Annotated in this window: 26 protein-coding genes; 17 read left to right on the top strand and 9 right to left on the bottom strand. The window is 65.8% G+C overall.

The features are described from left to right. Positions 1-169: 169 nt before the first annotated feature. On the bottom strand, positions 170-607 hold the full coding sequence (locus FND50_RS09560; RefSeq protein WP_144285580.1) for a hypothetical protein: 438 nt from the start codon (positions 605-607) through the stop codon (positions 170-172). Positions 608-897: 290 nt separating this feature from the next. Here FND50_RS09560 and FND50_RS09555 point away from each other — a divergent pair, with 290 nt between their 5' ends. After that, positions 898-3,516 carry a LuxR family transcriptional regulator gene (locus FND50_RS09555; protein WP_144285579.1) on the top strand — a complete coding sequence of 873 codons (2,619 nt, stop codon included), beginning with the start codon at positions 898-900 and terminating at the stop codon, positions 3,514-3,516. A gap of 82 nt (positions 3,517-3,598) precedes the next feature. Here the strand turns inward: FND50_RS09555 and FND50_RS09550 are convergent, their stop codons facing one another. Then, on the bottom strand, positions 3,599-4,918 hold the full coding sequence (locus FND50_RS09550) for an HNH endonuclease signature motif containing protein (RefSeq protein WP_144285578.1): 1,320 nt from the start codon (positions 4,916-4,918) through the stop codon (positions 3,599-3,601). Positions 4,919-5,046: 128 nt separating this feature from the next. Here FND50_RS09550 and FND50_RS09545 point away from each other — a divergent pair, with 128 nt between their 5' ends. Next, entirely contained in the window at positions 5,047-5,550 is a 504-nt protein-coding gene (locus FND50_RS09545) for a hypothetical protein (RefSeq protein ID WP_144285577.1), read from the top strand. On the opposite strand, the gene FND50_RS09540 is transcribed toward FND50_RS09545, so the two are convergent. Next, positions 5,534-5,932 (bottom strand): hypothetical protein, encoded by a 399-nt coding sequence (locus tag FND50_RS09540; protein ID WP_144285576.1) that lies wholly within the window; start codon positions 5,930-5,932, stop codon positions 5,534-5,536. The two genes, FND50_RS09545 and FND50_RS09540, sit on opposite strands and share 17 nt — an antisense overlap. A 340-nt stretch (positions 5,933-6,272) precedes the next feature. Here FND50_RS09540 and FND50_RS09535 point away from each other — a divergent pair, with 340 nt between their 5' ends. Further along, complete coding sequence (locus FND50_RS09535) at positions 6,273-8,078, top strand: MFS transporter (protein WP_144285575.1); 1,806 nt, start codon at positions 6,273-6,275, stop codon at positions 8,076-8,078. A gap of 74 nt (positions 8,079-8,152) precedes the next feature. Here the strand turns inward: FND50_RS09535 and FND50_RS36720 are convergent, their stop codons facing one another. Together FND50_RS36720 and FND50_RS09530 are read right to left on the bottom strand one after the other, a co-directional pair. After that, the gene (locus tag FND50_RS36720) at positions 8,153-8,287 is read right to left on the bottom strand and encodes a hypothetical protein (protein WP_260850951.1); all 135 of its coding nucleotides are present in this window, start codon (positions 8,285-8,287) and stop codon (positions 8,153-8,155) included. 141 nt (positions 8,288-8,428) lie between these two features. Then, complete coding sequence (locus FND50_RS09530; protein WP_144289018.1) at positions 8,429-8,827, bottom strand: hypothetical protein; 399 nt, start codon at positions 8,825-8,827, stop codon at positions 8,429-8,431. 334 nt (positions 8,828-9,161) lie between these two features. Here FND50_RS09530 and FND50_RS09525 point away from each other — a divergent pair, with 334 nt between their 5' ends. The 11 genes from FND50_RS09525 (at position 9,162) to FND50_RS09475 (ending at position 21,489) form a co-directional block, all read left to right on the top strand. Continuing rightward, positions 9,162-9,815, top strand: a complete 654-nt coding sequence (locus FND50_RS09525) for an SRPBCC family protein (protein WP_144285574.1) — start codon at positions 9,162-9,164, stop codon at positions 9,813-9,815. Between the two features lie 31 nt (positions 9,816-9,846). Continuing rightward, positions 9,847-10,131 carry a hypothetical protein gene (locus tag FND50_RS09520; protein WP_144285573.1) on the top strand — a complete coding sequence of 95 codons (285 nt, stop codon included), beginning with the start codon at positions 9,847-9,849 and terminating at the stop codon, positions 10,129-10,131. A gap of 1,049 nt (positions 10,132-11,180) precedes the next feature. Then, on the top strand, positions 11,181-11,612 hold the full coding sequence (locus FND50_RS09515; protein WP_144285572.1) for a nitroreductase family deazaflavin-dependent oxidoreductase: 432 nt from the start codon (positions 11,181-11,183) through the stop codon (positions 11,610-11,612). A gap of 123 nt (positions 11,613-11,735) precedes the next feature. Continuing rightward, positions 11,736-13,175, top strand: coding sequence for a family 43 glycosylhydrolase (locus tag FND50_RS09510; protein WP_144285571.1), 1,440 nt, complete (start codon positions 11,736-11,738; stop codon positions 13,173-13,175). 176 nt (positions 13,176-13,351) lie between these two features. Next, a complete protein-coding gene (locus FND50_RS09505; RefSeq protein WP_144285570.1) occupies positions 13,352-14,776 on the top strand; it encodes an FAD-binding oxidoreductase in 1,425 nt (474 codons plus the stop codon). Then, positions 14,773-15,141 (top strand): cupin domain-containing protein, encoded by a 369-nt coding sequence (locus tag FND50_RS09500; RefSeq protein ID WP_144285569.1) that lies wholly within the window; start codon positions 14,773-14,775, stop codon positions 15,139-15,141. The genes FND50_RS09505 and FND50_RS09500 overlap by 4 nt, the downstream gene beginning before the upstream one ends. Positions 15,142-15,219: 78 nt before the next feature. Then, a complete protein-coding gene (locus tag FND50_RS09495; protein WP_144285568.1) occupies positions 15,220-16,755 on the top strand; it encodes an APC family permease in 1,536 nt (511 codons plus the stop codon). Between the two features lie 85 nt (positions 16,756-16,840). Beyond that, a complete protein-coding gene (locus FND50_RS09490; RefSeq protein ID WP_005264039.1) occupies positions 16,841-17,302 on the top strand; it encodes an Lrp/AsnC family transcriptional regulator in 462 nt (153 codons plus the stop codon). Next, a complete protein-coding gene (locus FND50_RS09485; protein WP_144285567.1) occupies positions 17,299-18,684 on the top strand; it encodes an aspartate aminotransferase family protein in 1,386 nt (461 codons plus the stop codon). The genes FND50_RS09490 and FND50_RS09485 overlap by 4 nt, the downstream gene beginning before the upstream one ends. After that, positions 18,681-20,174 (top strand): gamma-aminobutyraldehyde dehydrogenase, encoded by a 1,494-nt coding sequence (locus FND50_RS09480; RefSeq protein WP_144285566.1) that lies wholly within the window; start codon positions 18,681-18,683, stop codon positions 20,172-20,174. Before FND50_RS09485 ends, FND50_RS09480 begins: the two co-directional genes overlap by 4 nt. 124 nt (positions 20,175-20,298) lie before the next feature. Then, on the top strand, positions 20,299-21,489 hold the full coding sequence (locus tag FND50_RS09475; protein ID WP_144285565.1) for a TerC family protein: 1,191 nt from the start codon (positions 20,299-20,301) through the stop codon (positions 21,487-21,489). A 78-nt stretch (positions 21,490-21,567) separates the two neighbouring features. Here FND50_RS09475 and FND50_RS09470 read toward each other — a convergent pair whose 3' ends face one another. Beyond that, positions 21,568-22,011, bottom strand: coding sequence for an SPW repeat protein (locus tag FND50_RS09470; RefSeq protein ID WP_011597573.1), 444 nt, complete (start codon positions 22,009-22,011; stop codon positions 21,568-21,570). Between the two features lie 167 nt (positions 22,012-22,178). On the opposite strand from FND50_RS09470, the gene FND50_RS36045 reads away from it, so the two are divergent. Then, entirely contained in the window at positions 22,179-22,337 is a 159-nt protein-coding gene (locus FND50_RS36045) for a hypothetical protein (protein ID WP_005238188.1), read from the top strand. 48 nt (positions 22,338-22,385) lie between these two features. Continuing rightward, the gene (locus FND50_RS09465; RefSeq protein WP_144285564.1) at positions 22,386-22,688 is read left to right on the top strand and encodes a hypothetical protein; all 303 of its coding nucleotides are present in this window, start codon (positions 22,386-22,388) and stop codon (positions 22,686-22,688) included. A 35-nt stretch (positions 22,689-22,723) separates the two neighbouring features. On the opposite strand, the gene FND50_RS09460 is transcribed toward FND50_RS09465, so the two are convergent. Further along, on the bottom strand, positions 22,724-23,092 hold the full coding sequence (locus FND50_RS09460; protein WP_061043939.1) for a hypothetical protein: 369 nt from the start codon (positions 23,090-23,092) through the stop codon (positions 22,724-22,726). Positions 23,093-23,282: 190 nt separating this feature from the next. On the opposite strand from FND50_RS09460, the gene FND50_RS09455 reads away from it, so the two are divergent. After that, positions 23,283-24,029 (top strand): alpha/beta fold hydrolase, encoded by a 747-nt coding sequence (locus FND50_RS09455; protein ID WP_144285563.1) that lies wholly within the window; start codon positions 23,283-23,285, stop codon positions 24,027-24,029. A 24-nt stretch (positions 24,030-24,053) separates the two neighbouring features. Here FND50_RS09455 and FND50_RS09450 read toward each other — a convergent pair whose 3' ends face one another. Further along, positions 24,054-24,530, bottom strand: a complete 477-nt coding sequence (locus tag FND50_RS09450) for a chromosome condensation regulator RCC1 (protein WP_186301260.1) — start codon at positions 24,528-24,530, stop codon at positions 24,054-24,056. Between the two features lie 109 nt (positions 24,531-24,639). After that, positions 24,640-25,176, bottom strand: a complete 537-nt coding sequence (locus tag FND50_RS09445) for an ester cyclase (RefSeq protein ID WP_144285562.1) — start codon at positions 25,174-25,176, stop codon at positions 24,640-24,642. Between the last annotated feature and the right edge of the window lie 11 nt (positions 25,177-25,187).

Below are 25,187 nucleotides of genomic sequence, written 5' to 3'. Positions count from 1 at the left end.
GATCGCGGCGCGCTCGTCGTCGCGTCAATGTGTCTACTTACCTTTAGTTTTCGATCGCCGGTGGCGCTCATGGGACTCCCTCCACTCTCCGGCGTCGGCTCCCGAATTCCGCGAGTGGCGCGCTACCCGAATTTGTGGCGGGCCGAGCTGTCGGGGTGAGTAGCTCGGTTCACGCGACCGCAGAGATCACGTGGTACCAGTCGACGACGACGGACCTCACGCCGATCGATGCGATCATCGTCCGGATCGGACCGTCCAGGCACAGCTGGCTGTCGACGTGCCGAGCATCGGAGCAACCGCAGATGCTCTGTGCGGCCCGCAACCCGATCAGGATCTCCGGAGAGGACTCTGTTCGGCTGCCCTCGATGAGTAGCGCCTCCTCGTCGACGCCGCGGACCGCGATGTTATGTCCGTCTGCGACGTCGCCGACGATCAGAGCGAGGTAGTCGACATCGGCGTCGTCGCGGGTGGCGATCAGTCGCGCCGTGCCGGTTCCGAGCGACACGAGTTCGTCCAACACCAGATCGGAGGACTCGGATTCGCGGAGCCGATCGAGTTCGATCCGTCGCGCCGTCCAACTGAAGAAGGGCTCCGGCCGCGCGGTCATGACATTCTCCTGTAGTTCGACGCAATAACTTTCCGCGATACCCATTCAGCGTGGCCGGGATGTCGGCTAATCTCGCGAGTAGCGTCCTACCCGATCGCGCGAGACGCACCTTCGGTCGATCGCGAAACCGAACTCGTGCCCGTGTCGCGCTACTCAATCCATAGACGGCTCCGGAGTTTTGTGGCGTAAAGCAACTTCGAGGCTGTATTGCACTGGTGCGCTGGACAACTCTCGCCCGATACCCGCCGCAGTGCTGTCACCTGTGCCGCAAGAAAACTAGACTCATCGGTATGGGTCCGACGTGGCCTCTGATTCAGCGGCAAGTCGAGTTCGACGCGATCACCGCGTCGCTCACGGCTCGGTCCGGGGGATGCGGTGTGGTCCTCACGGGCGATCCTGGCGTCGGCAAAACCACCCTCGCGCGGTTCGCCACCGAGTCGTTGCCGCGTGAGGTGAAGTGGGTGGCGGGCACCGAATCGGCGCGGAGCATCCCGCTGGGCGTGTTCGCCCATCTGGTCGGTGCGTCCACCTCCCGAGATCCGGTTGCCTTCCTGTCTGCGGCACGGCAGGCGCTCCTCGACGACGGCCACAGTCGCGACGTGGTGATCGGAGTGGACGACGCGCACCTCCTCGATCAGCTGTCGGCGACGTTCCTTCATCAGCTTGCCCTCGACAGGGCGGTGCACATCGTCGCCACCGTTCGCAACGGCGAGACCGTGCCCGACGCGATCACGTCGTTGTGGAAGGACGGGCACCTCTTGCGGCTCGAACTGTCGCCGTTCAGCCGGGACCAGAGCATCGAGTTGATCGAGTCCGTGCTGGACGGCCCCCTCGAGGGGCTGAGCGCGGACACGATCTGGGAGGCGTCCGGCGGGAACGCGTTGTTCGTCCGGCATCTGGTCGAGGGTGCCCTCGAAGCGGGGACGCTGCGACGCTCGGGTGGTGTCTGGCAGTTGCGGGGCCGTGCCGCCATCACGTCCGAACTCGCGTCCCTGCTGGAGCACCGGATCGATCAGATTCCCCACGACGTGCTGCAGGCGCTGCAGCTCCTCACGTTCTGCGAACCGCTCGATCTCGACATCCTCGGTCAGCTGGCAGGTGAGGATGCGGTGGAGGAGGCCGAGCGACGCGGCCTCGTCAGAATCGTCGAGGACGGACACCGGCTCGACGTCCGCTACACGCATCCACTGTTCGGCGAGGTGATCCGACGACGGGTGGGGCGCGCGGCAGGCCGGAGGCTCCGCGGACAGCTCGTGGAGGCCCTGAGCAGCCGCGCCGTGGTCGGATCCTCGAACCGGATTCGCCTGGCCGAGCTGGCCCTCGACAGCGACCGGTCCGTCGAACCCGAACTGCTAATCAACGCTGCCGAGGACGCAATCGGTCTGGCGAATGTGCCACTGGGGGAAAGGCTTGCGCGCGCGGCACTCGACCAGACCGGCGGCTTCGAGGCAGCCGACCTCCTGGCACGAGCGCTGTTGTGGCAGGGGCACGCCACCGAGGCGGAATCGTTGCTGCTGTCCTTTTCGCCCGACAGCCTGGACCAGGTGCAGCTGGTGCGCTGGGGTACGTCGCGGATCGCCAACCTGTTCTGGGCGAGCGGCGAGTCGGAGAAGGCCGACGAAGTGCTCGCGGTTCTCCGGGAGAAGGTCACGCATCCCAGTCTCGTGCCGATCATCGAGGGCATCGGCTCGGTGTGCGCGGTGTTCGAGAATCGGCCCGAGGAAGCAGCAGCGGCGGCGAAGGCGATTCTGGCCGCCGACCGAGTGCTGCCATGGGCGATCGAGTGGGCGTACTTCGGTGGCGGGTTGTCCCTGGCACTCATGGGACGCGGCGGCCAAGTGCCGGAACTGGCGGCACGCAGCGCGGCGGTGGCCGATCAGATCGACGGGTTGCTGCGGTTCCCCGCCGCACACGGCGAGATCCTGGCGTTGACCCTCACCGGACAGTTCGCCGCGGCGCAACACCGAGCCGAGGAATACCTCTCGTTGGCGTCCAGCGGCCGATACGTTGCGTGGGGGCTTGCGAACATCCTGGTCGGGACGGTGGAACTTGTCCGCGGCCGGTTCACCGACGCCGCGGGTCGCCTCGAGCAGGCGATCGCCGCCCTCAACGTCGGCGATACGGCCGACGCCATATCATGGAGTTTTCCCGCCTACATCGCGCTCGGTCAGGCGTATGCGGAACTCGGCCGCATTCACGAGGCGGTCGGCATCATCACCGCAGCACAGGCCCGGAACGGCCGGCACGTGGCCGTGTTCGGGCCCCAACTCATGATGTCGCAGGCGTGGCTCGCCGCAGCACGAGGTGAAACCTCGCGGGCCGTCGACCTGTCGCGGTCGGCAGCAGAGTGCGCTTGTCAGTCAGGACAATTCGGCATCGAGGCGGTCGCGCTTCACCTTGCCACCCGGTTCGGCGACACGACTACCGCCACGCGTCTCGCCGAGTTGGCCGAGATCTGCGACGGCCAACTCGTCGACATCGTTGCCCGGCATGCGGCGGCAGTCGCGGCAGGAAACGGATGCGGTGCGGCCTCGGCGGCAGCCGAGTTCGAGAGAATCGGCGCCTTGCCGGATGCCGCCGATGCCTACGCTCGAGCGGCGATCGCGTTTACGCATGCCGGAGACAAGCGGCGTTCGATCGAGTGCGCTGCAGCGGCCGAAGCCCTGTCGGCCCGATGCGACCACATGTCGTCCCCCGCGCTGGTGGAGGCGGCCCATCCGCTCCCCCTCACGAGTCGTGAACGGGAAGTGGGGTCGATGGTTGCGGCCGGATTGTCGAACCGCCAGATCGCCGATCGGTTGTTCGTCTCGGTGCGGACGGTCGAGGGGCATATCTACCGTGCGTGCATAAAGCTCGACGTCGCCGATCGCAACGGTCTTGCGCAGGCGATGGGCACGACGGTTCGGTGACACCGACCGGACTCCTGGCACCACGACATGCCGACTCGGCAACAGGAATCATCCTGTTGCCGAGTCGGCATGGTGCCCCGGGTCAGGAGGCTCGGGGCCGGGCCTGGTTGTGCGCCGGTAGCGGCTTTCGCTCCCAGTCGACCTGCCCCGGTGGGATGAACGTGGGGTGCCGGTCGGCTCCCATCTCTATCTCCCAGTCGCTGCGGTGCAGCAGCCGGTGGTGGAAGCCGCAGAGCAGCACCAGGTTACCCATGTCGGACGGCCCGCCTGCGGACCAGTGAACGATGTGGTGACCTTCGCACCAGGACGGCGGCGCACCACACCCGGGGAATGCGCATCCTCGATCCCTCGCCACCAACGCTTTTCGCTGCCTCTTCGTGACTGTCCGGGTGGAGAGGCCGAGGTCGAGTGGCGCCCCGTTGTCGTCGAGCACGATCGGCGTGTAGATCGAATCGCAGCTGAGGAGCCGGGCTGCCCTGAGACTCAGTGGCCCCATCCACTCGGTCCACGCCACCCCCTCGACGGCGAAGAGCGAGTCGTCCGGCGAGGCGGCGGCATCCTGCTGTGCTCGTGCACTGCAGTCGGTGTGGTCGGCGAGATCCTTGACGTTCACGTGGACGGAGACGTGCGGTCGTTCGCCGCCTTCTTCGCCGGCGACCCCGGAGTCGAGATAGCGGCGCAGGAGTTCGGTGAACCCATCGGCCCGCCGCTGCCCGGGAGTGCGGGGGTCCTTGGTTCCGTCCTGCGCGGGCCGCGGCTTGGACAGTCCGGAGAGCGCCGAGAGCAGCATCTCACCGGTCACGGCATCCAGGTCGCCCTTGACGGCGACACGGCCGTTGAGTGTCTTGGATGCGTGGAACTCGTTGAGGTCGGTGTCTTCACTGGGCGGCGGATCGTCGGACTCGAAGGCGCGTTCCAACCTGGCGATCACGGCGCGCACCGCGTCCGTGTTCGCGGTGGGACCGGTTGCGGCGAACAGCAACGCGTTTCGGCACTCATCCATCGCTTCGAGTGGCATGCCCTTGGGTGGCCTCTCGCAGAACTTCATGATCAGCGCTGCGTGCTCCGCCGAAATATTTGTGCCGAAATACTCGTCCGCGATCTCCGGCTGGAGACGCAAACCTCGGCCCAACAGCACGATTCGCCCCGCCGCGCCCACCTCGAGCAACGTCTTGGAAGCCAGCCACATCTTGGCGTTCGGAAACCCCAGCACGTCGACCTTGCAGCGGTGGTCGACGGCCCCGACGAGCTTGACACGCAAGGCTTCGAGTCGCTGAATCTCCTCCGAGATACGAACGACCGATTCGAGCAACTCCGCCTCGGCCAGACGCCACGCATCGCCGACCGCGGTCGCCAGAATCTCGTCCGACAACACCCCCTGGATATCTCCCCCGAGTCCCATGTTCGAATCTTACTTCGAACGTTTGTTCGAGTCAATGATTTCGTGGCAGCCGCGACCTTCGGGTAACCCCACCGAAGAAGTCTCGGAACGACATACGAAGTACGCGAACGAGTGGCACGCTTGACGGCGTGACGACCCAGGACACGGCGACCGAGCCCCACCGCAGTCGCTTGCGCCGTCTGCGTGCTGCGTGGCGGAGGAAGCTCGACCCGAGTGAGCAGTCGGCGGTGGTGTCGTGGGCCGCGTTCACGCTGACGTTCGCGGGAGTGCGGGCGTTGACGCACTGGATCAGGCGTGGGCACGGGCCGGCCGGGGGCGGGTTGAGTCTGCACGGCCGTCATTTCCACCATTACAACCTCGGCATCGCGGCGCTGGCCGGGGTCGGAACCGTGGCGGTTCGAGGCTCCGAGAAGCAGCGCCGCCATCCGACGGTGCCCATCTCGTACGGCGTCGGCACCGCGCTCATCGTCGACGAGTTGGCGTTGCTGCTGGATCTGGAAGACGTCTACTGGGCGAAGGAGGGGCGGACCAGCGTCGACGCCGCGGTGATCATCATCGGGCTCGGCGGACTGATGACCGCAGGTTTCGAATTCTGGCCCGCGGCCCAACGCGCGCTCACGGAGCCGACGTAGGGGGCAGCGCACCGGATAGCCGGGCCGTCCCCCACGGCTCGATGTCGTAGACGGGGATGCAGTCCAGGCCACGGGCGCGCACACGCTGCACGACCGCCGCGTCCGCCGACGCGCAGGTGCCGTCGGCAACGGCCTCGGTGACAATCGCGTACAGCACATCAGCCTGGAGTTCGCGTACGGGTTTCAGTCCCTGTTCCACCGTCCAGTGCCGCACGGCGGCCCAGTGCGTCACCTCGGTGACAGTGGACGGGTTACCGATGAACAGCACGCTGCGCGTGACATTCCGCCCGCCCGCGACAGCCGACGGCTGCACCTGAATCTCTGCCTCGGTGCACCACTCGGACGCCACCTCGGCCAACGTGGTGCTCGCTATCGTCGACATCTACCTCGTCCTGTTCCTGCGTCCGACTCGCATGAGAGTCATCCTGTCGCGTATCGGGCGCCCGGACTGTCCCCCGATCGGGCCTGGAATGGGATGATTCGGCTGTCCCCTGATCGGGCCACAGCGCCTGGGGTGCGGGGTGGATCGAGACGTCGTATCATCACAACCCTGATCGACCGTCTCGACGGAACCGATTGAGCGACAGCGACATACCGGACATATCCGATCGAGGGATGCCACGGTCGGCGGAACGCCCCACCACACAGAACACGCGACAACAGAACACTTTGCTTTCGATTACTTACTTTTGAAAACTATGAAAATCGAGAGGTGAAATCCCGTGGTCTCCCACACGAAGGAACCTTCCGTCCCGATCGGTGACGACAACCGGACACTCGACGAACTCGGCCCCCACTACAAGTGGATTGCGTTGTCGAACACCACCCTCGGCATGTTGGTGGCGACGATCAACTCGTCGATCGTGCTGATCGCGCTCCCCGACATCTTCAAAGGCATCCACCTCAACCCACTCGAACCCGGCAACACCAGCTACCTGCTGTGGATGATGATGGGGTTCCTCGTGGTCACCGCAGTCCTGGTGGTGAGCTTCGGACGCCTCGGCGACATGTACGGGCGAGCCCGGATGTACAACATGGGCTTCGCCGTGTTCACGATCGCCTCGATCTTCCTGGCCGTGACGTGGTTCGACGGCTCCGAGGCGGCACTGTGGCTCATCGGGTGGCGGGTCGTGCAGGGCGTCGGCGGGGCGTTCCTGATGGCGAACTCGTCGGCGATCCTCACCGACGCCTTCCCCGCCGATCAGCGCGGCCTCGCGCTCGGCATCAACGGTGTCGCCGCAATCGCCGGGTCGTTCCTCGGCCTGCTCATCGGTGGCATCCTCGCGTCGATCCACTGGAATCTGATCTTCCTCGTGTCGGTGCCGTTCGGCGTGGTCGGCACGATCTGGGCCTACCTGAAACTCCGCGACACCGGCGTCCGCCAGCACGCCGACATCGACTGGTGGGGCAACATCACCTTCGCCGTCGGACTGATCGCCGTGCTGGTCGGCATCACCTACGGCATCCAGCCGTACGGCTCCTCGTCGATGGGCTGGGGCAGCCCGCTGGTGCTCTGGTGCCTCGTCGGCGGCCTCGCCGTCCTCGCAGCGTTCTGCGTCATCGAGACGAGGGTCGCGAATCCCCTGTTCAACCTGCATCTGTTCCAGATCAAGTCGTTCACGTGGGGCAACATCGCCAACCTGGTGGCGTCGCTGGGCCGCGGCGGTCTGCAGTTCATCCTGATCATCTGGCTCCAGGGCATCTGGCTGCCGCAGCACGGCTTCGGCTACAGCCGCACCCCGCTGTGGGCCGGCATCTACATGCTGCCGATGACCGTCGGATTCCTGCTGTCGGCACCGGTGGCCGGGGTGATCTCCGACAGATTCGGCACCAAGTGGTTCACCAGCACCGGCATGTTCATCACCGCGGCCACGTTCGGAATGCTGATCGCGCTGCCAGTGAACTTCCACTACTGGGCATTCGCCGTGACGCTGTTGATCAACGGCATCGGCATGGGCATGTTCTCCGCCCCGAACCGCGCCGAGGTGATGAACAGCCTGCCCGCCAACGCGCGCGGCGTCGGCGCGGGCATGATGACGACGTTCCAGAACGCGGCAATGGTGCTGTCGATCGGTTTCTTCTTCAGCCTGATGATCGCAGGCCTCAGCACCCACCTGCCGTCGGCGATGAGCGACGGACTGATGGCAAACGGGGTTTCCGCGGCGCAGGCCACCCAGATCGCGAACCTGCCCACCGTCGCCGTGTTGTTCGCGGCGTTCCTCGGTGCCAACCCGATTCAGGAACTGCTCGGACCGCAACTGACCTCGCTCACCGAGCAGCAACAGGCGCACCTCACCGGCCTCGACTTCTTCCCGCAACTGATCTCGGGACCGTTCGCCGACGGTCTGGCCATGGCATTCGCCTTCGCCATCACCGCGTGCGTGATCGGCGGCATCGCCTCACTGCTCACCGGACCGCAGAAGAAGGCCACGGCAGACGAACCACGGGAATCGGTGGGCGCGGAACTCGCCGGAATCGCCGGCGAGGCGGGAATCGGCCCGAGCGAACTCGTCCACGACCGGCCGTAATTCGGCACAGGCGCCCGCACCGAGCCTCGTGCGGGCGCCGACGTCGTCGCGCTGAAACCATGCCTTCGGACCGGTCACACGAGTTCGTGAACGCCGCACCACCGGTCCACCTCCGCCGCCCGGTCCGCGGTGCTCGACCGCACCTCGCAATGCGCGTCGACGAAGCCGTCGGCCGGGCGCGCGGGCCGGTTCGCTCGGTCTGCACTCACAATGGCTACCTCCGCAGTGGCCATCCCCCTCCTTCAGGTAACCATCCACGAGGGTGGCTCACACGACTCCGGCAGCGGACCCATGGGACCGTGTCGAATTGACCGACGGACTCGAATTCTGGCCCGCCGCCCAGCGAGTGGTCACGGAGCCGACGTAGGCGCAAGCACCCCGGACGACCAAGCAGTCCCCCACGGCTCGATGTCGCAGACCTGAATACAATCCACACCGCGGGCATGCACCCGCTGCACGACCGCCGCGTCCGAACCGGAACACGTCCCGTGGGCAACGGCCTCGGTGACGATCGCGCACAGCACGTCGCCGGAGAAGTCGCGGACCGGTTTCAGCCCCTGCTCCACCGTCCAATGCCGCACCGCGGCCCAGTGCGTCACCTCGGTGACGGTGGACGGGTTACCGATGAACAAGACGCTCCGCGTCAGGTTTCGCCCGCTCGCCACGACCGGCGCCTGCACCTGAATCTCCGCCTCGGTGCACCACTCGGACGCCGACTCCACCAACCCGGTGCTCGAAATCGTCGACATCATCCCGTTCCTGTCACTGTGATCAACTCGACGGGAACACTCCTTTCGCGACTGGCGCCTGTCCCCGCTAGGGAGAAAACCCACGAGTATTTTATTGCCCTTATATCATACCTTGAGTATGTTTAGTGGTGGCAAGTTCGCCCGCTTCAGACGGTCCCACGCCAAGTGGCGAACTGGTCGCTGATTTTGGATGTGCCGATCCGGCAGACCACACTCCCCATGGTGCTGGGCCCGGACGAGGCGTTTCAGCAGACGACCGAATGATCGAACAATCGATCCGCGCGTCGTGTCGCGAGCCCCGCCTTTCGGTGCAACCACACCGAAAGGCAGACAGATGATGCACACTCACCACAGCGCGGTCGCCACTGTGCCGATCGACGTCGCATTCGACTTCATCGGCAACTACCGCAACGTCCCCAGCTGGGCGTTCGGCATCTCGCGATTCGATCCCACGGGCACCCTCGACCACGGCCTCGGCGCCACCTTCGACGCCGCCATGCAGGTCGGCTTCAAAACCATTCACTCGATCCTCACGGTCACCGCCTGGGAAGGAAACCGCCTGATCGCCCTCGACTCGATCGACGGCTTCAGGAACACCTCGATCTGGCGCTTCACCGCCACCGGCATCTGCGAGACCCGACTAACCGTGGACTTCAGCTACCAACCCCCGAGCGGACTGACCGGAAGAACCCTCGGCCGTCTCCTCGAACCCTTCGCCGCCCAAGCCATCGGCCACACCGAGCTGAACCTGCGACGTCGGATCGAGGACTTCAATGCCTACATCCGGACCACCCACCCCTGGGACCCGGGAAACGCCGCGGCGGGGCGAACGCCGCCGACGGTGCCGGCCGCCACCGGCATGAAACCGGAACCGCCACGGCAGCGGGACTGCGACGACGTCGGGGATCGCGGCGGGCCGTGGTTGAACCCGGCCGCAGTGGTGTCGATCGTCCCGACGAACACACGCTGTGCGATCGAGCAGCAATGAACCCACGTAGCGACACAGCAGGATCGATCTCATGACCACACACACGCATCTCACCACCGACCACGAGGAAATCCGTCAGTGGATCCGAACCCATCACGGCACCCCCGCCCGGGTCCCTCACACCACTGCCTGCGACGTGCTCCGCATAGACTTGCACGGAGTTGACTCGAGTCTCGAACACATCGCCTGGACGGAATGGTTCGACACCTTCGACCAGCAGGGCCTCGCCCTCAGTTATCCGGATCCGCACCTACAGGGCGGGTTCAGCGCCTGGTTCGAACTCGTCCCCCGGCCCCGCACCGCGGACTCCTTGTAGGCCCGTTACCGTCTTCGTGGTCGCGTTCAGCGGAACCACGGTCACCATGTTCGGTATGACTTCTCGCTCCTGTCTGACGAATGATCCGGGGGTGGTCAGGAGGTCGCGTAATACCGCATCAAACCAACGATTCCGTGCTTCGCGGCGTGATAGCCGGCAATTCCATGGCTTCAGAGACTTAAGGTCGGACACAGCGCGTTGAGCCCGACTGTCGAGCTCGTGATTACGATGGCACCGCCGTCACCGTGCTCCAGCAATACTGGCAACGCCGCCTCGATGGTGGAGTACACCCCGGTTGAGCACGACGTCGACGGCATCGATAAAGGCTGACATGTCGTGTTCGCCGACAACAATCCTTTCGCGGCCTGAGCCTACCGCGCTGGTTCGACCGGATGATTTCCCACCAACCGTTCGGCCATCAACATCGGCCGCTCAGCTAATGCGTGCCGACCCTGCGCATCAGCCATCAGCTAGTTCCCGTAGGGCGCCCGCCACTGATCACATGTCGGCGGGGTCGTGCTCATGTTCAACACCGTGTCGTCTGGGCATCTCAGATGTTGTTGCGGCAGCCCGCCGCTGCACACGTAGAAGGCGTTGGAGTCGTTAGGGTCCTGGACATATTCGACGCCACTGAACGCTCCACCAGGACCAGGGCAGTTGAACTCGACGAAACTGAGAATGACTGGACTCGGCTGTGGGATTGTCTCAGCTGCCGCGGGGCCGACGGCGCACAGCCAACCGACGCCCATATGACGCCGGCGTAGGCAGAGGGTTTAACGAACATGGCAAATCTCTTTCCTGGGAAACTCCGAAGCAGAATCACCAGTACGTGACAATGAGACTGATCGGTCTCGACTCGATCCTCCTCCCCCTCGGCGTCGCTGTCATTCATGATTAGAGCCCCTAAGCATCCGTCAAAGCCCGACGTGGGACCTGCCGGGATGTGCTCGCCGAGTCGGGGCGGCTGGTATCCGGAGTCCAGCCCGAACTTGACCGCGGCCATCGCGTTAGCCTGCTCGTGCGGACGCCGACCTCGTTACGCTGACACCATGCCTTCGGACCGGTCACTCAAGTTCATGAATGCCCTGCACCGTGCCGTACTGCGCATTACGGGTGGGCGGGTCGGGAAGAGCTTCGGCAAGATGCCGGCGGTGGAGTTGACGACCGTCGGCCGCAAGACCGGGCAGGTGCACCGCGTGATGCTGACCGTGCCGGTGCGCGAAGGCGACACCCTCGTGGTGGTGGCCTCGCGGGGTGGCGACGACCGCCACCCCGCGTGGTACCTCAACCTGCAGGCCAACCCGGTGGTCATACTCTCGCTGCAGGGCGGGCCCGCGCGGTCGATGCGCGCCCACACGGCCACCCCCGAGGAGCGGGCCCGGCTGTGGCCGCAAGTGACGGCCGCCTACAAGGGATACGCCGGCTATCAGAAGAAAACGGACCGCGAGATCCCTCTCGTCCTGCTCGACCCCACGACCTGACAACGGTCACCGCCGGCAGAACACGGTTCGGTTGCAGTCCGGCGCTGTGAGCCGGTTCCACCCTTAACCTCGACCTCACCCTTATAGATTTGCGGATTCCGGGCGGGCGAGGTTGGGAGTGACGTGGACACTGACGATGCTGCGCTGCGCAAGTCCGGCACCCGACACCGTCCGCGGCGCGGGTGGATCGTGACGACGCTGACGCTTCTCGTCCTGATGGTCGCGCCTGCCCCGTCGGCGACGGCCGACGCGATCGTGCAACCGGTGGCCGCGGACCCGAGCGTCGTCCGCGCTTCCGACGGCATGTTCTACATGTACACGACCGCCGACGACTGGGGCGACGGCCAGGGCATGCACAACATGTCGATCTTCAAGTCCGCCGACCTCATGGACTGGATGTACCTCGGCGACGTCTTCCCCGACCGGCCCGCGTGGCACCCGGACGGCAAGCTTGCGTGGGCACCGAACGTGCTCGAATCCGATGGCCAGTACAGCCTGTACTACTCGCTCTACGACGAGTCGAACCCGTGCATCGGTCTCGCCACCGCCGACCGGCCCACCGGACCGTGGACCGATCTGGGCCGCCCGGTGTTCTGCGCCCACGACGTCGGCGTCGGCGGCACCATCGACCCGTTCGTATGGGACGACGGCACGACGAAGACGATGTTCGTCGGCAACTTCCAGGGCGTCCACGCCATCCCGCTCAGCGCGGACGGGACCGCGGCGGCCGGCGAACCCGTACGGGTCGCGGACGAACGCTTCGAGGGCCCCTACGTCGAATTCCACGACGGCTACTACTACCTGTTCCTCTCCGCCGGCAACTGCTGCAACGGCGCCGACACCGCCTACCGCGTCCTCGTCGGCCGGTCGGAATCGCTGACCGGGCCATACCTCGACCGCAAGGGTCAGGACCTGAACGACGGCGGCGGCGCCCTCATCCTCGCGGGCAGCGAACCGTGGGCGGGCCCGGGCCACAACACGGTGGTGTCCGACGACGCGGGCGCGGATTGGATCGTGTACCACGCCATTCCACGCGACAACCGGGATCTGCCGAGCGGCGCTCGGCGACGCGAGGGAATGATCGACCGGATCGTGTGGGCCAACGGGTGGCCCGAGGTCGGCGACGGTTCGCCCGCGTCGACCGGACCCGCCAACCCCGACACGGATCTGCCGGTGCGGGTCACGCTGCGTGCCGATTCCGACACCACGCTGCCTGCGGGCGGCGGCACCGTCGACACCACCATGCTCGTCGAGGCACCCGACGATCGTCCCTACGCGGGGCAGGTGTGGGTCAGCGCAGTCTCCCCGGACGGCCGGACAAGCGACCCCTTCTTCGGGCCGATCGACGTCGACCTGCAACCCGGCGAGGTCCTCGAGGAGGCCATCGCCTACACGGTGCCGGGAGATGCGGTCGCGGGGACTTACTACGCCTACGCCTTCGCGGGCACCTTCCCCGACGAGACCGTCGAGTTCGGCACCGTTCACGCCGTCAAGTCCGGTGACGAGGCCAGGATCAGCCCGGTCCGCTCGGTGTCACTGCACCTCGGAACGGTCGCGCGCTGACAAGGCAGGCCAGCAAGGGGCAACCGATTCGGTTTCCAATTCTTACCTCGACAACTGATTCCGCAATGATTCTCGCCTATTGCTATTGAAATAGTGGCGGGCGTAGGTCAGGATGGGTGCCACAGTGACGCGCCTCACACGTCACCTTTCGGTCATTCCACCAACAAAGGTGCTCCATGCTGCAGACAGTGTTCGAGAAGAATCAACCGAACGCGAAGGTCGTCGACCATGCGCTCCGGCGCACCCGGTTGGCACCGTTCTGGATCGAGGACGTCGCCGACACACCCACCTACCCGGCCGCCTCGGCCGACGCCGCGTACGACCTGGTGGTCGTCGGCGGCGGATACACCGGACTCTGGAGTGCGCTCCTCGCGAAACAGCGCCACCCCGACATGTCCGTCGCGCTCGTGGAGGGCGAGACCATCGGATGGGCCGCATCCGGTCGCAACGGCGGGTTCGTCGAAGCCAGCCTGACCCACGGCAGCGAGAACGGACGACGACGCTGGCCGGGGGAGATCGACGCCCTCGAGGCGCTCGGGCTCGAGAACCTCGACGCCATCGAGAAGACCGTTCACACTCTGGGGTTGGACTGCGATTTCGAACGAAACGGCGCGATCTCGGTCGCGATCGCCGATTACCAGGCGAAGGACGTGTTCGACACGCCGCCGAGCGCTACCACCACGGTGCTCGACGGCCCCGCGATGCGGGCGCAGGTGAACTCGCCCACGTATCTGGCCGGCGTGTGGGACAAGCAGTCCACCGCGCTGGTGCATCCGGCCAAGCTCGCCGCCGAACTCGGCCGGGCCTGCGCGGAGCACGGCGTCGACATCTTCGAGCACACGAAGGCGCTCGGCCTCGACCGCTCCCGGTCGTCGGCCCGCGTCGGCGTGCGGACGGCGTCCGCGACCCTGTCTGCCGGACGAGTGATCCTGGCAACCAATGCCTTTCCGTCCCTGCTGAAGCGGTACCGGCTGCACACGGTTCCGGTGTACGACTACGTGCTCATGACCGAACCGCTCTCCGACGCACAGCTCGCGGAGGTCGGATGGTCCGCGCGACAGGGCATCGCCGACATGTCGAACCAGTTCCACTACTACCGGCTCACCCGGGACAACAGAATCCTGTGGGGCGGATACGACGCGATCTACCACTTCGGTCGCGGCATGCGGCACGACCTCGAGAACCGTCCCGAATCCCACACCCGGCTCGCGAACCACTTCTTCACGACGTTCCCCCAGCTCGAGGGCCTCGAATTCACCCACCGGTGGGGCGGCGTCATCGACACGTCGACCCGCTTCTGCTCGTTCTTCGGTTCCGCGGCGAAGGGGCGGATCGCATACGCGGCCGGTTTCACCGGTCTCGGTGTCGGCGCATCCCGCTTCGCGGCGAACGTCATGCTCGACAAGGTGTCCGGCGAGACGACGGCGCTGACGGAACTGAAGATGGTGCAGGACATGCCCCTCCCCTTCCCGCCCGAACCGTTGGCGGCGGCCGGCATCAACGCCACCCGGTGGTCGCTCGACCGCGCCGACCACAGGGACGGCCGACGGAACGTCTTCCTCAAGGCTCTCGACGCCGTCGGATTGGGCTTCGACTCGTGACCGGGGTCGTCGCCTGGCAATCCGGACCGCACACCGAGGCTCAAACCTCTGACCTCACCTATCACCGCCTGCCCGACGATCAGGTGGTCCGCGGACCGGCCCCGATGGTCGGCGAACGGGTGCTCGGCGACTTCGCCGGCGCCACCGTCGGCATCTGGGAAATCGAGCCCAGCATCTCGTGCGACGTCGAGATCGACGAGGTGTTCGTCGTGCTCAGCGGCGACGCGACAGTGCAGTTCGACGACGGCACCCCCGATCTCGAGCTCGGTCCCGGGAGCGTCGTCCACGTGCGGTCCGGCCAGAAGACCCGCTGGATCGTGCGCGACACGCTGCGGAAAATCTTCATCGCCGCACCGGCAACATAGCCGCGAAAACCACTGCACCCCTGTACTACACCTGCACGGGCACGTCTGCCCGCACCCGCACACCTCGAGGGAGACTTGATGAGCATTGCCGAACCTCCACCCTTGAAGACCCAGCCCTCGAAGACCCAGAACCCGCTCGGCACCGCGAAGGGCCTCAACAGCGGCGCACTGGGATTGATCGGCAACACGGTGATCGGGCTGTCGTCGGTCGCACCCGCCTACAGCCTCGCCGCGACGCTGGGATACGTCGTTCTGGCCGTCGGCGACAAGGCACCGTCGATGTTCCTCGTCGCGTTCATCCCGATGTTGCTCACGGCGTTCGCCTACCGCGAGCTCAATCGGGACACCCCGGACTGCGGGACCTCGTTCACCTGGGGTACCAAGGCGTTCGGTCCGTGGATCGGGTGGATGGCGGGGTGGGGACTCGCCGTGTCCGCAATCATCGTCCTCGCCAACACCGCGGAGATTGCGGCGATCTACCTGTTCGAGGTTCTCGGGTTACACGCGGCAGCCGAGTCGCTCGCCGCGAAGGTTCTGCTGGGGTGTTTCTTCATCGCCGCCATGACCTACGTCAGCTTTCGCGGCATCCTCATCAGCGAACGGCTGCAGAATATCCTGATCGCCGTCCAGTTCACCGTCCTCATCGGGGTCAGCGTCATCGCACTGTCTAAGGTGTTCGGCGGCACCGCCGGCCCACAGGCGATCACGCCGAAACTCGACTGGATCATTCCCACCGGCGTCTCGATGTCCAGTGCCGCACAGGCCATCATCCTGTGCATCTTCATCTACTGGGGGTGGGATGCCTGCCTGGCAGTCGGTGAGGAAACGAAGGATTCGGAGCGGACGCCCGGCCGTGCCGCGGTCTTGACCACGGTCATTCTCGTCGCCACGTACGTCCTCGTCGGATACGCGGTCCAGTCGTTCGCCGGGTTCGGGGACACCGGGATCGGACTGAACAACCCCGAGAACGTCGACGACGTGCTGACCACGCTGGGCGGGCCGGTCGCCGGGCCGGTCGCCGCCTCGCTGCTGCTGCTGACCGTCTCGATCTCCGCGCTCTCCTCGACCCAGACCACCATCCTGCCGACGGCCCGCGGAACATTGTCGATGGCGGTCTACGAGGCACTGCCGCGAAAATTCTCCACCGTGCACCCCCGGTACATGACCCCCGGTTTCGGGACCCTGGTCATGGGAGCGTCGGCGCTCCTGTTCTACCTGGTCCTGTCGTTCGCCAGCGCCAACGCCCTGCAGGATTCGGTGGCGTCGCTCGGACTCGCGGTCGCCTTCTACTACGGCATCACCGCCTACGCGTGCGTCTGGTACTTCCGTCGCACCCTCCTCGACTCGGCACGTAACCTGTTCATGCGCGGCATCTTTCCGCTGCTCGGTGCCCTCTGCATGACGTGGGCCTTCGTGCAGAGCGCCGTCGACATGCTGCGTCCCGACTACGGATTCACCGCGTTCGGCCCGTTCGGGGGCGTGTTCGTTCTCGGCGTCGGAATGCTGGTCGTCGGAATCCCCCTGATGCTGCTGTGTTTCGCGACCGGCTCCCGGAACTTCTTCCGCGGACGCACCCTCACCGCCGACACCGAAGTGAAGGTGCCCGAATCGTGAGTACCCACGTCACAAGGAAGAGGCGATAGTTCCGAAATGTCCGAGCCGATTGTCTTCGACACGACGACCAAGGGAGGATTCGACCATGTCTGAGCAGCCTGCCTCTCTCGATCCCGTGTCCAAGCAGATCATCGAGCAACTTCAGGAGGATGGACGACGGTCGTACTCGGCCATCGGCAAGGTCGTCGGATTGTCGGAAGCAGCTGTACGCCAACGCGTGCAGAAACTGATCGACACCGGCGTCACGCAGATCGTCGCGGTCACCGACCCCGTTCAAGTGGGATTCTCACGTCAGGCCATGGTCGGAATCCGCTGCTCCGGGGATGTCACCGACATCGCCGCCCGGCTCGCCGACGTCGACGCCATCGACTACGTCGTGTTGACGGCAGGCGCCTACGACATTCTGGCCGAGATCGTGTGCGAGAACGACGACCACCTCCTGACCGTGCTCAACAAAGAAATTCGCACTATTCCCGGTGTGCTCGGCACCGAGACGATGGTGTACCTGAAACTTGTCAAACAGCAATATGATTGGGGAACCCGATGACCACGGTTACCAACACTTCGCCTACCACGCCGCAACTCGAAGCTGCCGCCCGCCGCCACCTGTGGGGGCATTTCTCCCGGCACGGGCAGAACATCACCCCGCCGATCATCACCCGCGGTGAGGGCGCCCGGATCTGGGACGCGGCCGGCAAGAGCTACCTCGACGGGCTGTCCGGGTTGTTCGTCGTCCAGGCCGGTCACGGCCGGATCGAGCTCGCCGAGGCCGCCGCCAAACAGGCCGAACAACTCGCGTTCTTCCCGCTGTGGTCCTACGCCACCCCACCGGCGATCGAACTCGCCGAACGCCTCGCCGGCTACGCCCCCGGCGAATTGAACCGGGTCTTCTTCACCACCGGCGGCGGCGAGGCCGTCGAAAGCGCCTGGAAACTGGCCAAGCAATACTTTAAGAAGGTCGGCAAACCCGGCAAACACAAGGTCATCTCCCGCTCCATCGCCTACCACGGCACCCCGCAGGGGGCCCTCGCCATCACCGGCATCCCCGCGCTGAAGGCCCCGTTCGAACCGCTCACCCCCGGCGCGTTCCGGGTCCCCAACACCAACATCTACCGGGCCCCCGACCCCCTCGGCTCCGACCCGAAGGCCTTCGGGATCTGGGCCGCCGACCGGATCGCCGAGGCCATCGAATTCGAGGGCCCCGACACCGTCGCCGCCGTCTTCCTCGAACCGGTGCAGAACGCCGGCGGCTGCTTCCCGCCCCCGCCCGGCTACTTCGAGCGGGTCCGGCAGATCTGCGACGAGTACGACGTGCTGCTGGTCTCGGACGAGGTGATCTGCGCGTTCGGCCGGATCGGGTCGATGTTCGCGTGCGACGACTTCGGGTACGTGCCCGACATCATCACCTGCGCCAAGGGGATGACCTCCGGGTACTCCCCGATCGGGGCGATGATCGCCTCGGACCGGTTGTTCGAACCGTTCGCCGACGGGACGTCGATGTTCGCGCACGGCTACACCTTCGGCGGGCACCCCGTCTCGGCGGCGGTGGCGTTGGCGAACCTGGACATCTTCGAACGCGAGGGCCTCAACGCCCACGTCGCCGAGCAGGCGCCGGCTTTCCGGGCCACTCTCGACAAGCTCACCGACCTGCCGATGGTCGGGGACGTGCGCGGAGAGGGCTTCTTCTACGGCATCGAGCTGGTCAAGGACAAGACCACGAAGGAGTCGTTCACCGACGACGAAGCCGAACGGATCCTGCACGGGTTCCTCTCCACCGCCCTGTTCGACGCAGGCCTGTACTGCCGGGCCGACGACCGCGGCGACCCGGTCATCCAGCTCGCCCCGCCGCTGACCTGCGGGCAGGCCGAATTCGACGAGATCGAACGCATCCTGCGCAGCGTCCTCACCGAAGCCTGGACCCTGCTGTGAACCACCAGGACCTTCCGGGGCTGTACGTCGGCGGCCGCTACCGGGACGGCCGGGCAGCCGAGCGGTACGAGGTGCTCGATCCGGTTACAGGCGAGGTGATCTCCTCCCGCACCGAGGCGTCGGTGGACGACGTCGACGACGCGGTCGCCACCGCGAAGACCGCCTACGCGGAATGGTCGACAACGAGCCCGGGCGAGCGTTCCGCGGTCCTCACTCGATGGGCTGCCGAGCTCACGGAGATGTCCGACGACATCGCGCGCACCGAAACCCGGCAGACGGGCAAGCCCATCAAGCTGTCGACCGAGTTCGACGTTCCCGGGTCGATCGACAACGTGTCGTTCTTCGCCGGCGCGGCCCGCAACCTGGAGGGCAAGGCGTCGGGCGAGTATTCCCCCGACCACACGTCCACCATCCGCCGTGAACCGGTCGGGGTGATCGGCTCGATCGCGCCGTGGAACTATCCGCTGCAGATGGCGGCGTGGAAGATCCTGCCCGCGGTCGCCGCCGGCAACACGATCGTGCTCAAACCGGCGGAGATCACTCCCCTGACGTCGCTGCTGTTCGCGGAGGCCGCGTCCCGTGCCGGCATGCCGGACGGCGTCGTCAACGTGATCACCGGCCGCGGCGTGACGACCGGGTCGTCGCTGGTGTCGCATCGGGACGTGAGCATGGTGAGTTTCACCGGATCGACGCCCGTGGGACGGCAGATCGCGGCCGCCGCGGCAGGCAAGCGACTTCACCTGGAACTGGGCGGAAAGGCACCGTTCGTGGTGTTCGACGACGCCGATCTCGAGGCGGCGATCAACGGAGCCGTCGCCGGTGCCCTCATCAACTCGGGCCAGGACTGCACCGCGGCCACCCGCGCCTACGTGCAGCGTCCGCTGTACGACGACTTCGTCGCCGGGGTGGCCTCGCTCATGGATACCGTCCGCCTGGGCGACCCGTCCGATCCCGGTACCGACATGGGGCCGTTGGTGTCGCGGCGACAGCAGCAGCACGTCGCCGGATTCATCGATCGTGCCCGCGGCACCGGGGCGAAGATCGTCCGCGGCGGATCCGTCCCCGGGGGCGACCTCGCATCCGGCTTCTACTACGAGCCGACGCTCGTCGTGGGTGCCGACCAGTCGAGTGAGATCGTGCAGCGGGAGATCTTCGGCCCGGTTCTCGTCGTCCTGCCGTTCGAAAACGATACGGACGGAATCGCGCTCGCCAACGACACCGACTTCGGGCTGGCGGCGTCCGCGTGGACACGGGACCTGTACCGGGCTCAAACCGCCTCCCGCGACATCGCCGCGGGCTGTGTCTGGATCAACGACCACATCCCGATCATCAGCGAGATGCCCCACGGCGGGTACAAGGCGTCCGGTTACGGCAAGGACATGTCGACGTACTCGCTCGACGAATACACCAACGTCAAGCACGTCATGTCCGACATCACCGGAACCGCCAGGAAGGACTGGCACCGGACGGTGTTCGGCGACCGAGGATGAGCCCGGTCGCCGGGACGGCAGCGCGTGTGCCGTCCCGGCGACCGCGGCGGTTCTGCCGAGTCCCGCCCTGTGCGCGACTACGCTGACGAACAGGCGCGTTCGCTTCGGCTGAAAGGCAGAGACGATGCATGTGACTCCGTTCGCCTGGATTGTGACGATCATCGTGATCGTCGCGCTGCTCGCGTTCGACTACTTCTTCCACGTCCGCCACGCGCACATCCCGACGCTGAGGGAAGCGGCGATCTGGTCGTCGATCTACGTCGGACTCGCGTTGCTCTTCGGAGTCGCGGTCCTGATCTTCGGCGGCGTCGACATGGGCTCGGAGTACTTCGCCGGCTACGTCACGGAGAAGGCGCTGTCCGTCGACAACCTCTTCGTCTTCCTCATCATCATGTCCAGCTTCCGGGTCCCGCGCGAAGACCAGCAGAAGGTCCTGCTGTTCGGCATCGTGTTCTCGATCTTCGCCCGGACCGCGTTCATCTTCCTCGGTGCCGCGCTGATCAACTCGTTCGCGTGGGTGTTCTACTTCTTCGGCCTGATCCTGCTGATCACCGCCGGCAACATGCTGCGACCAGAGACCGAGGATTCGCACTCGGCCGACAACTTCATCATCCGGATCGCGAAGAAGTTCATGCACACCACCGAGCACTACGACGGCGACAAACTCTTCACCATCGAGAACGGCAAGCGGGCGATGACGCCGATGCTGCTGGTGATGGTTGCGATCGGCGGCACCGACATCCTGTTCGCGCTCGACTCCATTCCCGCGATCTTCGGTCTCACCCAGAACGTCTTCGTCGTCTTCACGGCCACCGTGTTCTCGCTGATGGGTCTGCGGCAGCTGTACTTCCTGCTCGACGGTCTCCTCGACCGCCTCATCTACCTGTCGTACGGACTGTCCGCGATCCTCGCGTTCATCGGGGTCAAGCTGATCCTGCACGCGCTGCACGAGAACAACCTGCCGTTCGTCAACGACGGCGAACCGGTGAACGTCATCGAGATCAGCACGTTCGCGTCGCTGGCCGTCATCATCGGCATCCTCGTCATCACCGTGATCGCGTCGCTCACCAGCAAGAAGGGCAGGGCACAATCCGCCATCGCCGGTGCCCGGCGGCACGCGATCAACTACCTCGACCTCGACTACACCGCCGACCTGGCCGAGCGCGAACGCATGTACGACAAATTGCGGGGCGAGGAGGAACAGCTCAAGAAGCTCGACCCGAAGTTCAAGAAGATGGTCCGCGAAGAAACCGCACTCATGGACCTCATCAAGCGCGCCCACCAGGAGCACGACGCGTTTCTCAAACAGAATTAGGCAAACAACGAAGCGCCCACCGAATCGGCGGGCGCTCCTGTGACTCGTGCCCCATCCCCATGAAGGCACGCGCCGCGACTACCTCCTCCTCATCCGCATTCCGCCGTCCGCCATGCCCATGGCGGTGATACCGAGACCCAGCAGACAGACGACGATGCCGCAGATCACGTTCGACCAGATCATTCCCGCCGTGGTGGTTACTCCGACGACCAGCCACGGGCTGACGATCATCCACAGACCCAGCAGCGGCGCGACGAACGCCATGCCGTGCGTGCGTGAGTAGGCCGACGTGAAGCCGACGGCAAGCAGTGCCACCGCAACACCCGACAACAGGTTGCACATCGCCAGGCCCGACTGGCTCGCGAACCCGACAATCCACGGTGACGCCGCCATGTAGAGGCCCGCCATGAACATCAGGCCCTCGGTGACCTGCGTCATCGGCTGTTCCGAGACTCGGTCGTAGCGAGCCCGCAACTCGGCGATATCAGGGTGTCTCTCGATCGACATACCTGGTGTCGTCATCACCCACCTCCTTGAAAAGAGAACCAATCCCTACCGAAGGGGGTGCCCCGAACTTGGCAGGGCAAACCAGCGATAACCAGGTAATTTTTGCGAGTTTGTGCTACCGACCAGTCCCCTCGGACCGCGGCGCCCTTGGGCAAGCGTCCAGGGGCGGGCATACTCGATGTGTGTGGTGGATAGCCTGGGTCGCGCTGGTGTGGGTGGCACTGTCGGTGCCGCTCGCGATCCTCATCGGGAGAGCGATACGGCAGAAAGACCTGCGCGAACTGCCCGCCAGGGAAGACGCGACAAGAAAGAACGACCCGCCCGACCGAACGGTCGCATGACCGCGCCCCACCGGGTGCGTTCCCGCTGCAGCTTGGAAGAATGACGGGATGGCGCTGCCCTTCTATCCACTCGTGTTCATGAACCTGTTGTTTGCGGCGACCACACTGTGCCTTGCACGCCCCTCCCGCGCGTCCGCCGCAGCCACCGTCGCGGCCGCGGCTCTATGGCTGTTCGGCAACGGACCGCTCGAGGGCGACGTCCTGTGGGCACTCAACTCTTCACACGGTTTGACCGTGTCCGACCTGCTGTCGGCGGTCGCACTCGGAATCGCGATCTGGGGGTTCCGCCAAGCTGGATCGTGGGACCCGAGGCCGAAGCGCCCTCGACGCCTCCTCCACAAGCGGCTCTGAACCACCACTTCACCCGCGACTACGCTGCTCTCGGCTCACGCGCCGTCGCGATGCACTCCCGCAGGTACGACCGCCGACTCGCGTATCCGTGACCGCACGCGAGCGGTGACCTGCCAGATCAAAGTTGTGTCGTGGACGCTGATGCACGGCACGCCGAGCGCACGGGCGTGCTGAACGGCGGCCGATTCCTTCGGCGAACAACGCCCGTCCAGAATGTCCTCGGTGACGATGACGCAGAGCACGTCTCCCTCGAGTTCACGGATCGGTTCCAGCCCGTGGAGCGCCACCCATTGCCGGACCATCGCCCACTGCGACACATCGTTGTAGCGGGTGGGATTGCCGACGAACAACACACGGCGAGACCGACGGGCTCGGGCAACCTCGATGCTGGAGATGGGTGACATGACAAAGGTTCCTGTCCACGTGAACGGCTGATCCCTGTACGAGACAACTCTCTCCCGCCCCGGCGCCCACGTCTGTCCGCCGATCAGGCCGTGCATCGGATGAATCTCGACTCCCCCGATCAGGGGACGCCCCCGCACGTGAGTGGGAAAGTGTGCTCGGGCACACATCGGCACTCACGTGGGAGGTTGCATGATCACCGTTCTGTGCTGCCGCGGCATCGGTGAGGATCGGGGCGTCAACATGCTCACCAACACCACGCAACTGCTGGATCCCGCACGGTTCGTCGTCAAGCAGGTTCCGTGGGAGGCAAGTTACGGACCGGTGCCCGATCCGGGTGGTTCAGCGTTCGACAGGGCGCTGTCCGAAGGACGCACGCTCTTGTTGCGGATGATCGCGGAGGACCCGAATCCCGTTGTTCTGCTCGGCTACTCGGGAGGTTCTGCACTCGCCGGCAACGTGGCAGCCGAGGTGGGGCGGGGCCTGCACCCCGCCCTGGACGTTCGCGGGGCCGGTCTGATCGCCGATCCGCTGCGGCCGGCGTCTCCGGACCTGCCGGGCTGGGGAATCGCGGGACAACGCCCGATCACGGGGATGCCCGTGTGGCAGATCGCGGACCCGCTGGACGCCATCTGCTGCTGCCCGGGCAACTCGCCTCTGCGCACGTTCGTGGACCAGTCGGCGGCCTTCTCACTCGCCGACCCGAGGGCGTGGGTGTCGGACCTCGTCGATCGGCTCCGCACCCGCCGGTGGCAGGCGGTGATCCTGAACTGGTGGCGACCCTGGACAGTGTGGCAGCAGTACTCCGAGGCCATCGACGACGTGAACGGTTACCTGTTCCGTGGCGACCACACCAGTTACCGGGTGCGGCTCGCCCCGGGCACCGACCGGACCTACTGCGCGCTGCTCGCGGATCGCGTCAACGAACTGACCGAGTGACTGTGCCCGCACAGGCGGAGTGCATCAGGGATTCTCGGGTATCTGTTCCTCGTTTCCCGGCGGATCCTCGCCCTCGGCCTCGGGATCTTCTCCCTCGACCGGCGGCTCGGTCTCCTCGACGGGAGGCTCCTCCTCGGCCACCGGCGGTTCCTCTTCGACAACAGGTGGCGGCTCGGATGCGGCGGGCTGCTCGACCGGCGGCGGAACCACTGCAGGCGGCGGTACCACCGGCACCTGTTGCTGACTTGCGACCGGAGCCTGCCCACCCCCGCCGGAACCGCCCTGCCCGGTCTCCGACGAACCGCCGCCGCCTCCGTTCGACTCGGGTTCGACAGGCGGCGGTGCGAGCTCCGATGTCGGCGGAGTGGTCGTGGCTGCGGCGGGTGTCGCCTTTGTGGTCGAGCCAGCCGTTTCGGATGTCGGCGTCGGTTCGCTGTCGGACCCGCAGGCCGACAGCGTCAGGAGCGCACAACTTGCCGCGATAACCACCGAGCGTTTCAAGACCGTCTCCTTCGTTCGAGTATCTATCGATCGAACGGAACATACGGTCCGTTTGGTACGTTTTGGCGTCTTTGCGTGGAATCGTCACCCTTCCGACACGAACGGCGAATCAGCTCTGCGCGTTCCTGCGCGCCGCACGCTTGGCCCAGGCATTGCGGACCATCGACAGCGGCGTCGGCGGCACCCAGCCCAGCTGGACCGCCTGACCGAGGTCGTCCCGGGTGGCCCAATGCTCGATGACGCGGCCGTCTTCGACGCGCAACCAGTGCGACTGCTCGACCGCGAACGATCGCCCCGTGGGCGCGAACACCTGGTCGATCGATCCCTGCTCGTCGTAGACAACGAAGGGTCCGACGTGCCTGCCCTTCATGATCGTGTGGACGACAGCGAGGTCGCCCTCGACCACGACATGCTCGACGTCGAACCGCAGCTCGGTGAAGGCGGAACGCAGCCACACGGCGGAAGCGTAGAACGCGTCGGGCCCGCGCCCTCGCGTCCGCGGGGGTTCCGTCGCGCTCTCCCGGTTGACTGCGCCCGAGTGGACGACGGAATCGAAATCAGCGCGGCTTCCGTTCGCCACGATCTCCATCGCGCGAACGGCGAGGGATTTCACGTGCTCCGACGGGACCGGTTCCTCGATGCTCACGGTGCACTCCG

Source organism: Rhodococcus sp. WB9 (genome assembly GCF_007558985.1).
Lineage (GTDB): Bacteria > Actinomycetota > Actinomycetes > Mycobacteriales > Mycobacteriaceae > Rhodococcus_F > Rhodococcus_F opacus.
This window is presented reverse-complemented; position numbering and strand designations above follow the sequence as displayed.

Bases quoted from the DNA above. Each gene is read 5' to 3' on its own strand.
- FND50_RS09560 (WP_144285580.1), bottom strand. From the start codon at position 607: ATGACCGCGCGGCCGGAGCCCTTCTTCAGTTGGACGGCGCGACGGATC.
- FND50_RS09555 (WP_144285579.1), top strand. From the start codon at position 898: ATGGGTCCGACGTGGCCTCTGATTCAGCGGCAAGTCGAGTTCGACGCG.
- FND50_RS09550 (WP_144285578.1), bottom strand. From the start codon at position 4,918: ATGGGACTCGGGGGAGATATCCAGGGGGTGTTGTCGGACGAGATTCTG.
- FND50_RS09540 (WP_144285576.1), bottom strand. From the start codon at position 5,932: ATGTCGACGATAGCGAGCACCACGTTGGCCGAGGTGGCGTCCGAGTGG.
- FND50_RS09530 (WP_144289018.1), bottom strand. From the start codon at position 8,827: ATGTCGACGATTTCGAGCACCGGGTTGGTGGAGTCGGCGTCCGAGTGG.
- FND50_RS09525 (WP_144285574.1), top strand. From the start codon at position 9,162: ATGATGCACACTCACCACAGCGCGGTCGCCACTGTGCCGATCGACGTC.
- FND50_RS09520 (WP_144285573.1), top strand. From the start codon at position 9,847: ATGACCACACACACGCATCTCACCACCGACCACGAGGAAATCCGTCAG.
- FND50_RS09515 (WP_144285572.1), top strand. From the start codon at position 11,181: ATGCCTTCGGACCGGTCACTCAAGTTCATGAATGCCCTGCACCGTGCC.
- FND50_RS09505 (WP_144285570.1), top strand. From the start codon at position 13,352: ATGCTGCAGACAGTGTTCGAGAAGAATCAACCGAACGCGAAGGTCGTC.
- FND50_RS09495 (WP_144285568.1), top strand. From the start codon at position 15,220: ATGAGCATTGCCGAACCTCCACCCTTGAAGACCCAGCCCTCGAAGACC.
- FND50_RS09490 (WP_005264039.1), top strand. From the start codon at position 16,841: ATGTCTGAGCAGCCTGCCTCTCTCGATCCCGTGTCCAAGCAGATCATC.
- FND50_RS09485 (WP_144285567.1), top strand. From the start codon at position 17,299: ATGACCACGGTTACCAACACTTCGCCTACCACGCCGCAACTCGAAGCT.
- FND50_RS09475 (WP_144285565.1), top strand. From the start codon at position 20,299: ATGCATGTGACTCCGTTCGCCTGGATTGTGACGATCATCGTGATCGTC.
- FND50_RS09470 (WP_011597573.1), bottom strand. From the start codon at position 22,011: ATGACGACACCAGGTATGTCGATCGAGAGACACCCTGATATCGCCGAG.
- FND50_RS09465 (WP_144285564.1), top strand. From the start codon at position 22,386: ATGGCGCTGCCCTTCTATCCACTCGTGTTCATGAACCTGTTGTTTGCG.
- FND50_RS09460 (WP_061043939.1), bottom strand. From the start codon at position 23,092: ATGTCACCCATCTCCAGCATCGAGGTTGCCCGAGCCCGTCGGTCTCGC.
- FND50_RS09455 (WP_144285563.1), top strand. From the start codon at position 23,283: ATGATCACCGTTCTGTGCTGCCGCGGCATCGGTGAGGATCGGGGCGTC.